Annotated in this window: 10 protein-coding genes; 6 read left to right on the forward strand and 4 right to left on the reverse strand. The window is 66.7% G+C overall.

Annotated elements, in window-relative coordinates; genetic code table 11:
• Positions 1 to 469 precede the first annotated feature (469 nt).
• From GC106_RS48965 to GC106_RS31550, 4 genes are all read left to right on the forward strand, one after another.
• Complete coding sequence (locus GC106_RS48965; protein WP_173138212.1) at positions 470 to 820, forward strand: beta/gamma crystallin domain-containing protein; 351 nt, start codon at positions 470 to 472, stop codon at positions 818 to 820.
• An 832-nt stretch (positions 821 to 1,652) separates the two neighbouring features.
• Positions 1,653 to 2,021 (forward strand): ArsR/SmtB family transcription factor, encoded by a 369-nt coding sequence (locus GC106_RS31540; RefSeq protein WP_173138214.1) that lies wholly within the window; start codon positions 1,653 to 1,655, stop codon positions 2,019 to 2,021.
• Between the two features lies 1 nt (position 2,022).
• Positions 2,023 to 2,673: an SRPBCC family protein gene (locus tag GC106_RS31545; RefSeq protein WP_173138216.1), complete on the forward strand. Its 651-nt coding sequence runs from the start codon at positions 2,023 to 2,025 to the stop codon at positions 2,671 to 2,673.
• Positions 2,670 to 3,161, forward strand: a complete 492-nt coding sequence (locus tag GC106_RS31550) for an SRPBCC family protein (RefSeq protein WP_173138218.1) — start codon at positions 2,670 to 2,672, stop codon at positions 3,159 to 3,161. Before GC106_RS31545 ends, GC106_RS31550 begins: the two co-directional genes overlap by 4 nt.
• A 334-nt stretch (positions 3,162 to 3,495) precedes the next feature.
• On the opposite strand, the gene GC106_RS31555 is transcribed toward GC106_RS31550, so the two are convergent.
• Positions 3,496 to 4,446 carry a helix-turn-helix domain-containing protein gene (locus GC106_RS31555; RefSeq protein ID WP_246367268.1) on the reverse strand — a complete coding sequence of 317 codons (951 nt, stop codon included), beginning with the start codon at positions 4,444 to 4,446 and terminating at the stop codon, positions 3,496 to 3,498.
• Between the two features lie 106 nt (positions 4,447 to 4,552).
• On the reverse strand, positions 4,553 to 5,497 hold the full coding sequence (locus GC106_RS31560) for a hypothetical protein (protein ID WP_173138220.1): 945 nt from the start codon (positions 5,495 to 5,497) through the stop codon (positions 4,553 to 4,555).
• 202 nt (positions 5,498 to 5,699) lie between these two features.
• Between GC106_RS31560 and GC106_RS31565 the strand changes: the two genes are divergently transcribed.
• Together GC106_RS31565 and GC106_RS31570 are read left to right on the forward strand one after the other, a co-directional pair.
• Entirely contained in the window at positions 5,700 to 8,540 is a 2,841-nt protein-coding gene (locus tag GC106_RS31565) for an AfsR/SARP family transcriptional regulator (RefSeq protein ID WP_312873024.1), read from the forward strand.
• A gap of 186 nt (positions 8,541 to 8,726) precedes the next feature.
• Positions 8,727 to 11,081: a hypothetical protein gene (locus tag GC106_RS31570; protein ID WP_173138222.1), complete on the forward strand. Its 2,355-nt coding sequence runs from the start codon at positions 8,727 to 8,729 to the stop codon at positions 11,079 to 11,081.
• Between the two features lie 86 nt (positions 11,082 to 11,167).
• Here the strand turns inward: GC106_RS31570 and GC106_RS31575 are convergent, their stop codons facing one another.
• Entirely contained in the window at positions 11,168 to 12,070 is a 903-nt protein-coding gene (locus GC106_RS31575; protein WP_173138224.1) for a DUF1963 domain-containing protein, read from the reverse strand.
• 107 nt (positions 12,071 to 12,177) lie between these two features.
• Entirely contained in the window at positions 12,178 to 13,392 is a 1,215-nt protein-coding gene (locus GC106_RS31580; protein WP_173138226.1) for a cytochrome P450 family protein, read from the reverse strand.
• Positions 13,393 to 13,634: the final 242 nt, after the last annotated feature.

Below are 13,634 nucleotides of genomic sequence, written 5' to 3' on the forward strand. Positions count from 1 at the left end.
CGAAAGAGCCACCCGAATCGCCGTCTCGGGATCCACCGGCGCTCATAGCATTCGCGGCGGCCATCGAACCGGGTGGCCGTGATCGACGGAAGTCATGAATGGGCGCGCAAACAGTCGCGCACACGGAACATTCGCGAACGCTGGCTCCATCCGTATTACCGACCCGCGTGATCCCACCGCGTCTGGGGACTGGGTCTCGGCAGTACACCAGGCAAGCGACACGACGCAATTCGAACAGGACGGCGTTCAGGTCGACGACCGGGAACGCCCGCCGGACCGCGACCATCAGTGGGTCGTGTCCGCCGAGCGGAACGTGTAGATTGTTGCCGACCGCACTACCCGGGACCCCTTCTGCACTTTTGAACACCGCTCCCCTTCCCGAACGATCCAGAGTTTCACCGCTGTCTTGCACCTGGCGTAATCGGCGAGCTACGGTCGCGGCAAGGACAAGAAGCACGAAAGGAACACGGTGAAACGTCGCCTTGCCGCCGCCGCCTCCGCTGCGCTGGCCATCGGAATCATCGGCGCAACTCCGGCTCATGCGATCAATGAGGTGAATTTGGTCAACTGCATCTTCGAAGGTGGATATTTTGCGGTGGGCTTCCAGGAGCCGGGAGCGACACTCGGGACCAGGCGGTGCTTCGCCAACGCCGGTGAAATGAACATCAACCAGAGGTACGTCAACAACTTCAGCAGCGGCAACAACGCCGGCTGGTTCGTCTACGCCCCGGGCGATGGCTACGAATACCGCCACTTCTTCGCCAAGAACGAAGTGCGGAACAAGTACTATGGAACGATCTACGAACTTCACATCTACTGACTCGACGCGGACTCGCCATGACGTCAGACCTCGTCCCCAGTAGTCTCCAGAAGGCGTTGACCGGGCGTGGACTTCCGATTCATGTGATTCGTCGAAATCTCCGGACTTGACGTGCTCGTCAAGCAAATCGACGACGTGCTGTGGTTCCCGCCGGTCGACGTCCCGCTCGGCTTCAGGCAGGCGAGGTGGCCGGCTACACCCCATCCCTAGCCGGACGAAAGCGCGAGCAGAGCACCCGTCGGCGAGCATGGCCTGCCGAGCGCACTGCGCCTCGCAGTTGGGGCGGGCGGTCACATGACCCCGCTGCCTCCATCTCGCCGACGCGTCCTCGTTCTCCTTCCCCGTCCCGGAACCCAGCAGGGCTCAGTCCCCCTCTCCGGCCACACCCTCAGGCACCGAGACACCGCTGCTCTCCAGCTGCCGCCTTGTTGCAGGACCGCGCCTCCTGGCTGCGCCCGCGCTGTGCCGCCTCGGTGATCTGCGCACGGCGAAGTTTCCACCAGCAGGACGCTGACTCTTTCGCGACTCCTGCCGACGGGCGCCCCGACAGGCCTCATGCCGTTATCACCGAGCAGGCACGGCACCGCCGAGCACACCCGGCCCGTCAGACGGGCGATGTGCTGGACGCCGTCCTCGGCGCTTACCCGCACGAGCTGGCCGACCGGGCTGGTACGGGCGATCGTGGCACCGGTTGATATCTCGCTGGCGACCGGAAGTCGGTCCCGGTCAACACCAGCATTGGTGATACGTGTCGGATGTCGATGGGCGTCGACACCGCAGGCCAGAGTACCCACTCTGGCTTATATAATCCCGGGCTGGTACCGTCCTGGTCGTGCACGCGTTCGACGTCCTCGGTGACCCGGTGCGCCGGCGCATTCTCGAGCTACTCGCCGACGGTGAGCAGACCTCGGGCGCGATCACGGAGGTGATTCGGGCCGAGTTCGCACTGTCCCAGCCGGCTGTCTCCCAGCATCTGCGCGTTCTGCGGGAGAGCGGATTCGCGTCGGTCCGGGCTGAAGGGACTCGCCGGTTCTACGCCGTCGAACCCGCGCCGCTGAGCGAGGTTGACGCGTGGCTGGACCGGTTTCGCGGGTTCTGGGATCAGCGGCTCGATGCCCTGGGAACTGAGCTGGCCCGCGGCAGACGCGCATCCCGGACCTCAGGGGTCGGCAAGGCCGAACCGCCAGAGAAAGGACCATGACATGAAGGACGTACTCGACGAACTGGCCGCGGCACGCCGGACGATGGGCACATCGACCCTGCCCGCCGGCGACGCGTACACGATGGAGCTGCGGCGTCGCTACGACGCGCCGGTCGACGACGTGTGGAACGCCATCACCGACCCCGATCGACTGGGCCGCTGGTTGAAGTCGGTCACCGGAGACCTGCGGCTCGGTGGGTCGTTCGAGCTGGACGGCGGTGAGCACGGCGAGATCCTCCGGTGCGACCCGCCGCGGCTGCTGCGGGTGTCCTGGCTCTTCGGACCGGAGGCCGACGAGTGGCCGGGCACGAGCGAGGTCGAGGTACGCCTGTCCCCGGGCGCTGCCGGGGACACCGAGCTCGAACTGGTCCATGCAGCGGCCGTCGGGGAGCCCATGTTCCCGACCTACGGCCCCGGTGCCGGCGGTGTGGGCTGGGACCTGCATCTGCTCACCCTGGCCAGGTTCCTGGCCGACGGCGAGACCCTCGACCACGAGGAGTTCCGGACCTCGCCCGAGGGGCGCGAGTTCGCTCGGCGCAGCGCCGCGGCATGGGGCGAGGCTCACCTGGCCGCCGGCGGCGATCCGGATCACGTGGCGGCCGCGGTAGCGGCCACCACCGCGTTCTACGCCCCCGGAACGAACGCGCGATGAAGTACACCACCTCGATCGAGATCGCCCTGCCCCGCGAGAAGGTGGTCCAACTGGTCGCCGACCCGGAGCACATGCCGAAGTGGCTGCGCGGCCTGGTACTGCACGAGCCGGTGAACGGGGTGCATGGCCAGGTCGGCACCACCTCGCGAGTCGTGTTTCAGATGGGGAAGCAGAGGATGGAGGCCACCGAGACCGTCACGCGCCTGGAACCTGCAGACCTGCACGCCATCCCCAGTTCGGTCGTCGTGCACTACGACCGCGAGATCGTCGGCGAGGGCATGTGGCAGGCCCAGCGCGACCGGATCATCGACGCCGGTCCGGAAACGACGCTGTGGGAGAGCGAAAGCGAGTTCCGGTTCGACGGGTTGCTGATGCGGCTGATGGGGCGTCTGATGGCCGGCACCTTCCGGAAGCAGTCGCGGCAGCACATGCGGGACTTCAAGGCGTTCGCCGAACAGGGGACGGACGTCCGCCAGGGGACGAACTGATCTGTCGCAGTCGGCCTGATCTGTCGCGGTCAGCGACGAGAATCCCCCGGCGATGGCCCGATTCTTGGAGTGCCCCGTCACGGGATCTTGGGGCGTGACCATCATCGAGCACTTGCGTTCTCACGGCCCGGTTCTTGGTGAGTGCTCCCATCCGGGCGGAACGCGTCCGGAATGCCTGACCTCTCAGCCACCGAGGCGATTGTGAACGCCGTGGCTCGCGATGCAGTTCATCCGTCTCCTGCCGGAGGCACGCCGTCTCGTCCGCGCAAAGAGCCCGTTGACCAGCGCTTCTGTGGTCAACGGGGCTCTCGCTGTGTCCGGTGCGAACGCGACGTCATCCGTCGGTGACTCGGCAGTCGACCGCCGCCGCGCTTGCCGCGACGGGAAGTTTGGCCGCGTTGCGATCGGACATTCGGATGATCAGCAGCACTCCGGAGAACCGGACCTCACCGGCGTCCACCCAACTCCCTTTATGCGCCTGCTGATCGATCGTGAAGGTGTCGATCACCGCCCCGTCGGGTCCCGATTCGACACTGTAGTGTGCCGGGGAACCGCCGACGCGCATCGGATTTCCGTTGGGTATGTAGATTCGCACCGCGCAGGTGGATTCACCGGGCAGGTCCGGCCGGAAGACCCAGCTGAAATTGTCCGGACCGGTTCCCGGTTTGTCCGTGCCGCTGCCGGGTGTATAGCGATAACCGCCGCCACAGCCGTCGCCCGCGAAACCACCGAGTGGTTCCAGGCTCCAGCCGCTCGCGCCGTCCGGGCCACCGGGATTCATCCCGATCCGCCGGGTCTCGTCCTGTCGGCAGTCCTCAGCGGCGATCGCACTGAACGTCCGTTTTTGTGGCGGTGGCTGTTGGTGAACGAGGAGAAACGCCACAAGTCCCCCGGCAACGGCAAGAACGACCAGTGCGCAGAGGTACCAAAGCCAGCGACGGGACTGAGCAGGCTTGTGCTCGGGTTCGACGGCGGTCTCGCGCGTGGCGGACTCGCCGCCGTTGACCGCCGTCGCGGCGCCAACACGGGCACCCACTTCGCGCCATCGGCGTTTCCACTCTTCGGTGTCGCCACCGCACGCCCGCACGAACGCGAGCGTCACCGCCTCCGACGGCAGCTTCCGGCCGTTCGCCGCGGTGGACAACATCGACGCGGAGTAATGAGCCCGTTTGGCCAGTTCCCGATAGCTCGGATTGCCGACCTGTCTGCGCAACTCGCGCAGATCATGGGCGAACTGCTGGACCGGGTCGTCGAGTGCTCCCAGACTCGTCTCTCTTCGGGCCAACGTTGATCACACTCCTGTGGACGCGGGGAGCCATGGTGCCACAGGCAATGCAACTCAACGAGCGAGATCGAGACAACCGCTTCTCGGACGACGATGTGCACGGGTTTCAGGTACGCGACGGTGGATTGTGCGGTATCGCGGCCTTCGGACGTGCCAGCGCGGCGAACCCGACGACTACCAAGGCTGCCGACGCGATCAGGCCGACGAACAAGGCGTCCGTGCCGGTCATGGCGTGTTCGCCCATTTCGTTGCGGGCAACGCCGGTGCCCAGCGCGAAGTATCCCGTCAGCAGCAGGCTCACCAGTCCCAGTGCCACCAGCCAGCCGAGTGACCGCGGTCGCCGACGCGCGGTGTGCAGTGCGGCCATCCCGAGCACCACGAGGCCCATGACCACGACCAGCGGCTGGACCACGTCAAGCGCGTCTGAGACGGCCTGCCGATCCGGGCTTCGCCCGTTCCACTCAACCCACGTGCTTGCTCCGCAGACGGCCAGTACCGCGCCGCCGGCACCTGCCAACCCGCCGAGCACAAGCTCACCAGTCCGCGAGGCCCGCTTTCCCGTCTCACCACGGACCGAGACCAGTGCGACGAACCCACAGACAAGCAACACCAAGGAAGCAACAGCGGTGAACGGCAACCCGACGCCGATCACGAAGCCACCGACACTGACCACGATGAACATGAACACAGCCACCACCAGGCCCAGAAAGCCGGGCAGGATTCCCCATCCGGTAAGACGGGGGCGGCGGCGGACCACAGCGACGATCGAGATCGGAAGCATCAACAAGCCGCCACCGCCGGCCACCACCCAGGCGACCGGCTGAATCTCGTTGCCCACGTCGTCGAGATCGCTCGAGCCGATCCCGCCGCCCCACGGCAGAAACGCGGACAACAACAGGAAACCGGATGCGACAAGCGTCAACCAGGGCAAAGCATGACCGCTGTCAGCGGCGCGCCGTGGTGCTGGAAAGGCGGCCTGGTCCCGGCGAATGGGTACCCACACCACGTCGGGATCAGAGGTATGCGGGGTGGAATCGTCGTTGGCGCTCATGTCGTCCGACGGTAGGAACACCACGACCGAGCGAACCAGAGCCTTCTCGTCGATGTGTCGCGACAACCGTCGTGACCTGCGGTGTTGGCTGCAGTGAATCAATCAATCGAACGCTTCGAGCACGAGTATCGTCCCCAAATCTCGTAACTGCTCGCTATCGGTCGACCGGGGTACGGCGATACCGAGTCAGGAAGATCATGCGGTGAGAGGGCTCGTTGTGGGGATGGAGTTCCGTCTGCTCGGTGACATTCAGGCACGTCTGGACGGCCAGGAGGTGGACGTCGGGCATATCAAGCAGAGGGGTGTGCTTGCGACACTGTTGACGGATGCCAACCGGGTCGTGCCGGTTGAGCAACTGATCGACCGGGTATGGGCGGACCATCCCCCGCTTCGCGCTCGGGAGACGCTGTACGGTTATCTGTATCGCTTACGCCGTGCCCTGTCGGCGGCCGACGACGTCAAGATCTCCAGCACGCCGGGCGGCTACGTCCTCAGTGTCGATGTGATGGCGGTGGACCTGCATCGCTTCCGTCATCTGGTCACCCAAGCCCGCACTGCCAGTAGTGACGAGCAGTCCCTCGTGTTGTTCGATCAGGCGCTTGGCTTGTCGAGTGGCGACGCCTTCGCCAATCTGGACAGTCCGTGGGTCAACGCGATGCGTGACGTGCTGGAAAAGCAACGGTTCGCGGCGATTCTGGAGCGCACGGACCTCGCATTACGCAGCGGCCGGCACAGTGAGTTGCTGTCCGAGCTGTTCGCCCGTGTTGCCGCGCACCCCTTGGACGAACGCTCAGCCGGTCAGCTCATGCTTGCTTTGTACCGCTCCGGCCGCAGAACGGTGGCATTGGACCAGTACCAGCAAGTGCGGCAGCACCTGGCGGAAGAGGTCGGCGTCGATCCCGGTCCCGCACTGCAGGTGCTGCACCAGCGGATTCTGCGCAACGACCCGATGCTCGACACAGCGTCTACAGTGGACAGCGACATCGGCGGTGCCCTGCGGTACACCGCCCAGGCGGCACCGATGGCGGTCGTGCCTCGCCAACTACCGATCGCGCCGGCGGGTTTTGTCGGCAGGGTCAGTGAACTCGCCCAACTGGACAAGATCGCCCTGAAGGCGGGCGGGGCGACGGTGATCTCCGTCATCAGCGGTGGCGGAGGCGTGGGCAAGACCTGGCTGGCCCTGAACTGGGCGCATCGTAATGTCGACCGGTTTCCGGATGGGCAGCTGTATGTCGATCTACGTGGGTTTGCCCCCTCAGGACAACCGCTGTCGCCGGAGGTGGCGGTGCGAGGGTTGTTGAACGCGCTGGGGGTGGACACGCGGTCGATCTCCGCGGATCTGGACGCGTTGGCCGGGTTGTACCGGAGTCTGGTGGCGGGTCGCAGGATGCTGATCCTGCTCGACAACGCGCGCGAGACCAGTCAGGTTGTGCCGCTGCTGCCCGGCAGTCCGACCTGCACGGTCCTGGTCACCAGCCGCCGCCTGCTCACCGGCTTGGTCACCGCGTACAGCGCGCAGTTACTGGAGTTGGACGTGCTCACCGAGACCGACGCCCGCGACCTGTTGGCCCGCGATATCGGGGCCGAGCGGCTGGCCGCCGAACCCGACGCCGTAAACGAACTGCTGGACTACTGCGGAGGACTGGCGCTGGCGCTCGGGATCGTGGCTGCACGCGCCACCATCCAACCCGACGTCCCCCTCGCCGCGGTGGCCGGGGAACTGCGCGACCGCACATCCCGGCTGGACGCCCTGAACGGCGGCGAACTCGCCGTCAACCTGCGCGCGGTGCTGTCCTGGTCGCAGCACAGCCTCACCCACCAGGCGACGGAGGTGTTCGCACTGCTCGGACTGGCTCCTGGCCCCGACATCAGGCTGGCCGCCGCCGCCAGTCTCACCGCCCTGCCCGCGCCGCAGACCCTCAGCGTGCTCCGCGAACTCGAACACGCCCACCTCATCCACCGCCACAGCACCGACCGCTATCGCATGCACGACCTGATCCGGCTCCATGCTCACGAGCAAGCGCACAACAACCTCCCAGAAGCCACTCGCACCACCGCACTACACCGGCTGGTCGACTACTACCTCCACACCGCCTGTGCCGCCGACCGGCTCCTGGCTCCTCACCGCTCACCCATCCGGCTCGACCCGCACACACCCGGCACCCATCCCCACCCGCTACCCGACCGACCGGCGGCGATGGCGTGGTTCGACAGCGAGCACGCCAATCTGCTGGCCGCCCAGCACGCCGCCGCCACCCAGCAGTGGCATCACACCGTGTGGCAGATGGCCTGGGCGCTGAACACCTTCCAGTACCGGCAGGGACTCCTCCACGACCAACTCGTCGTGTGGCAGGCCGCGCTGGACGCAGCAGTGCACCTTCCCGACCCCACCACCCACACCAGCACCCATCGGTACCTCGGCATCGCTCACGCCGACCTGAGACGCCATGAGGAAGCAATCGAACACCTGCACCAAGCCCTCGCCCTGGCCGAACACCACCACCCCACCCACCAGGTCCTCACCCACCTGACGCTCTCGTGGGCCTGGAAGCAACGAGGAGACGACCAGCGAGCCTTGGACCACGCCAGGCTCGCCCTGGAACTCGTCCGCACCCTCGATCAGCCGGTGCAGGAAGCCCGCGCCCTCAACGCGGTGGGCTGGTACGCCGCTCAGCTCGGCGACTACGACACGGCGCGCAGTCACTGCCAGGCCGCCCTCACCCTGTACCACCATCACCACGATCCCGACGGCGAGGCGACCGCACTGGACAGCCTCGGCTACATCGAGCACCACACCGGCTACCACCACCGCGCCATCGGCCACTACCAGCAGGCCCTCAACCTGTACCGCGATCTCGGCCACACTCCCCGGATGGCCGACACCCTCACCGGCCTCGGCCACCCCCACGCTGCCCTCGGCCACCACGACCACGCCCGCGCGGCCTGGGAACACGCTTTGGACCTGTACCAAAAACAATTGCGCACCACCGACGCCGAACGCGTCCGGCAACACCTGACCACGCTCGACACAAGGTCGTTCTGATCTCGCCGATGGAGTTCGGCACCAGGCGGCGGTTGCGTCCACCGGCGTGAGCCGCCGGACACGAACCGGCCTTCCGGCGTTCCTGCCCGCTCGGGCAGGAATGCCGGCCCGTGTTGCCGTCGTCCGCGAGCTTGTGTGCGTGCGCCACCACAACCAGTGTCGGATTCCCCGGGGAAGGGAGCCGACGTGACCGCACAGTTCGATGTCGCAGACCCGCCCGACCACGAGCATCACACCACCATGGCTGACTCCGCGGTCTCCGCCGGTCCACACGGCAACATTGAGACCGCCCGGCTGGTCACCCGTGCTCAGCTGGCCCGACTGCCTGTCCACGCAGGAAACCAAGCCGTGTCCGGCTTGTTCGCCCAGCGCAGTGCGGACTCAGGTGAGAACGTGGTCGACAAGGCCCTGCGGAGCAAGGACCCAGGCGACGTCAAGGCGATCGACACGAAGGAGATCGCGGGTCTGCCGGTCGACAAGAAGATGGACCTGATCCGGATCCTCGCCTACCAGGGCTGGGTCGGACCGTTCGACGAAACCAAGATCGAGGAGATCTGGGGGACGCTCACGACCGAGGAACTCGTGCGTACAGGTTCCCGGGAGATCGTGCTGTTCAACCACTGCGTCACGGTGGGCGCCGAGCTCGACCGGCTGGCCAACGTGAAGCTGATGGCGGGTGACTTCGTTTCCGACACGCGGTCGATCGCGTTGGGCTACCTCAAGCAGAACGGCGAACTGATCACCTCGGAGATGGCCGGCCTTGGCATCCCGGCCACAGCAGGCGAGGCGGCCGCGCCACCCACCGAGGCGCAATCCCAGAAGCTCGCCGCCACGCAGCGTGCCGCCGCTTCCGTAGCCGATCTCCAGCGACAGATGGAAGCTGCCCGGAAGGTCCCTGTGGGTTACGGACCCGCGTCCTCCGTGCCGATGCTCGGCGACAGTGCGGGCGGTCCCAGTGACGGCGAGGGCCCCGCGCCGCAGGACTCGACTGGTTCGGCGGGCGGCTTTGACGGGACCAAACCGGTGAAGTACGCCGACGTCGCCCTGTTCGAACCCGGAAAGCCGCCCCCGTTCGGTGATCCCGGCCAGGCCACGGCAGCGGGGTTCACGATGCTCGGCCCACCGGTTGAGACCAAGGACTTCGCGACCCTGGAAACGCTCTTCACCAAGGCCAGCACGAGCGTGGCGGGTCTGCTCGGCCACTACCCGGCCCTGATGGCACTGTCGAAGACCGGCAAGAGCGAGGACGTCGGGGCGTTGGCCGCGGAGAACGATCCGGCGGCGGCCCGGGTCCGTCTGGGGACCGCCATGCGCGCGGTTCTGGAGAACATCGCCAAAGCCCAGACCGGTCTGGACGTGGCCGGTGGCGGTATCGACCCGCTCGACCTGCAACCGATCCACCGGCAGATGTTCCAGGGACAGGCGGCCGCCACCGGTCAGGGCATGGGAGCCTACGACTGGACACAGAGCCTGCCCAAGCTGGTGGCCGAGCAGCAGATCGGCGACCACGAGTTCGGCAGGGTACTGGGCCATCTGGGACTGTCCACGCTGAGCGCCGCCGCGTTCATCGTCGCGCCCTTCACCGGGGGCGCGAGCTTGGCCATGCTCCTCGCCGTCGGGGTCGGTGCCGCGGCGGCCAACGTCGCGAACAGCGTCACGGAGTACGACAAACTGCTCGGCCTGTCCAAGGCGAGCGTCAAGCCCGGGACCGAGCTGGTCGACCAGGGACAGGTCGACGCCGCGAAAGCCCAGGCCGACGCGGACGAGACGGAGCTGGCGCTGGCCGTCCTCACCGCGGCCACCCTCGGCCTCGGCCAAGTGGGGAAGTACAAGGGACTCGCCAACGCCGTCCAGGATGCCGCCGACGCCGTCGAGCTCGCCCAGACCGTGCAGGAGCTCATGGACATGTTCCAGGACGACGTCATGATGTCCCAGAGCATGTTCGAGATCGACCTCTCCGGCCCGGCCGGCGACGAGCTACCCGTTCAGCGCCAGCTCCAGGGCACCAGACCGATCTGGGAGGACTTCGAGATCCACGCCGCCGGCCAGCTGCAGAACGGCGCTGTGCCCGGAATCCCGCAGATGGACATCGTGCTTCCGGGCATCCACAACGCCAGCGGCAACGGCATCGACCGGATCGGCCTGCGCCGCACCAAGAGCGGGAAGATCGAGGTCTGGCACTTCGAGATCAAGTGGAACTACATCGAGACCAAGAACCCCGACCCGAAGCTGTGGGAACGGGGCGGCAAGATCCAGTTCGACAAGGACTGGGAAGTCAAGGCGATCGACAAACTGTGCGACAGCGACCATCCCAGCGCGCTGGCAGCCCAGGACGCCGTACGGCAGTACCTCGCGACGCACTCCGGCAGGCCGGTGCACAAGGTACCGATGAGCGAAGTGATCGATACCTTGCGTACCAAGGCGAAAGGACGGGCCGTGCTGATCAGGGAGGGCGTCGTACCCGTGACCCTGCGGGAGCAGCTGGCCCGGATGACGAGGCGTAGACGGCGGTTCCGGATCGGGCATGTCCCGATACCGTAACCCGGTTCAACGCGGCCGTCGAAGGGCAGCACACACGGCCTCGATGGAGCAGCCGCCCCGGGCTGCGTCGGATGGGGGGTCCGCACCTACTCGGTGAACATGGTGAACGAGAGCATCGTGTCGAAGCGCTTGGCGGCGAGATCATCGAGACTGATCAGGAAGCACCCGTAGTGGTAGTCGCTTTCCGTGAGGAACTGGGCCAGCGGCACCCATTCCCGGATCAACCGGCTCTCCTCCGCGTCACACAGGCGGAACAGGTCCGACGTCGAAAGATCGGAGCCGGTTCCATGCCGGCTCATGACGCTGACCTCCGCCATCCGCGTCCACGGGCTGTCCTGGCCGCCTATCTTCATGCAGTACCCACCGATGCGGAGCAAGGAGCTCTGGTCCGGCACCGGCCAGAGACCGTCGACCAGTTCGCACAGCTCGTCGATGTGCTTCAGTTCCTCGAACAGGTCCTGCACGGCATCCGGCTCGTGGTTGACGTTCCGCTTCCTGATCCATTGCGGCAGAACCGGCTCGACCCACGCGGAAAGCCCGCACTCGGGGATGAGAAACGGCATGTCCTCGTCGAAGAATCTGGTGCTGTCGTGGTCGGGCGGCGGTGGCGCCACCGCCGTGTCCGTGCCTGCCGGGACGTACAGGACCCGCGCGAAGCCCGGCTTGTCCGTGTTGGGATGAGCTTGCACGTCCGCCTCGTGGTGCAGGAAGAAGAGCAGCGTGCCGTCCACCGGCAGGGGAAGCCCCTCGGCCCGCGGAAGAAGCGCACAGTCGACGGAGGCGATGAACGGCAACGGGTACCCGCCGCCCGGCCACTCCATGCCGACCGGTAACCGGGGAAGTCCTCCTCGCTGCCCGACAACCTCCTCGCCGGAGCCGCTGGCAGCCGTCCAGACCGCGAAGCGGAGCTGATCGGCGAACTTGCCGACCTCATCGTCGGGGATACCCCGGTCGATTGCCGCACGGCGGAATTGCTCGTAACGATCCATGGCGAAGCATGATCGCAGGTCTCCCTCGTGAGTGTTTATCCGTGTTCTAACCCTGATAAACACTCACGAGGGGTCGTCGCTGGCGTCGTGCGGCAGGTCCCGGACGGTCAGAGCACCACGGGCAGCTTTTCGAGCCCGTGGATGGGGACGCTGGCCCGCCATCTCAGCTCGGACACCGGCGTGGCCAGCTTCATGTTCGGGAAGGCGGTGAGCAGCCCGCGGAAGGCGATCTCACCCTCGAGCCGGGCCAGCGGCGCGCCCAGGCAGTAGTGGATGCCGTGGCCGAACGCCAGGTGCCCGCCGACCGGGCGGGTGATGTCGAGCCGGTCGGCCTGCTCGAACCGGTCCTCGTCCCGGTTGGCCGAGCCCAGCCCGACCAGCACCACCGACCCGGCCGGGATGGTCACGTCACCGAGCACGACCGGCTCGGCGGTGAACCGGAACGTGGCCATGTTGACCGGGCTGCGGAAGCGAAGGAACTCCTCGACCGCGCCGGGCATCAGCGACAGGTCGGCCCTGAGCCGCCCGAGTTGCTCCGGATTGGTCAGCAGGGCCAGCACGCCGTTGCCGATCAGGTTGACCGTGGTCTCGTGCCCGGCGACCAGCAGCAGGAACGCCATGGACACCAGTTCCCGCTCGCTGAACCGGTCGCTGTCCTCACTCGTCTCGATCAGCGCCGACAGCAGGTCCTCTCCCGGGGCGGCCCGCTTGGCCGCGATCAGCTCGGTGAAGTACGTGGCCATCCAGCTGCCGGTCGCGCGAGCTTCCTCCGGGCCGGTGGTGGTGATCAGGGAGTTGGAGTAGCGGCGGAACTCGTCGCGGTCCTCGTGGTCCACCCCGAGCAGCTCGCTGATCACGGTGATGGGCAGTGGGAAGGCGAACACGTCCAGCAGGTCGACCTCGTCACCGGCGGACAACCGGCCCAGCAGGCCGGCGGTGATCTCCTCGATCCGCGGCCGCATCCGCTCGATGCGCCGGGCGGTGAACGCCTTGGTGACCAGCCGGCGCAGCCGGGTGTGGTCCGGCGGGTCCATCGACAGCATGTGCTGGCTCAGGTCGAGCGCGCCGTTCGGCGCCTTGCGGACGTCCGCCCTGTTCCTGGCGATCGCCGCCCGCAAGCCTGCGCTGTTCTTCCGCACGGCCGGATCGGCCAGCACAGCCTTGGCCTCCTCGTACCGGCTGACGATCCAGACCCGCAGACCGTTGGGTGTGACCACCTCGCGGGCCGGGGCCTCGGCCCGTAACACGGCCTGGACGGAGTGCGGATCCTGGAAGAACTCCGGCGTGAACACACGCTCAGCCGCCGTCTCGGTGCCGGCCATGGGCTTCACCTCGCCTGCCACGGAATACAAGTTGATCAACGACGGATAAGGTGTTCGGTGAGCTCGCGTTCAGCACGATGATCCTGCTGTCAGCCTCGGTCAGCACACGCTACCCGCAAATCGTGATCGACGGCCTGCGGAACACGCCCGGCGCGGGCGATGACCTGGGTGGCGAAGATCCACCGGACTGCGCTTTGGTCCTGTGTGTACTGCGAGCCCAAAGCGTTTGCGAAGTAGGCGAA

Source organism: Kibdelosporangium persicum (assembly GCF_013280595.1).
Lineage (GTDB): Bacteria > Actinomycetota > Actinomycetes > Mycobacteriales > Pseudonocardiaceae > Kibdelosporangium > Kibdelosporangium persicum.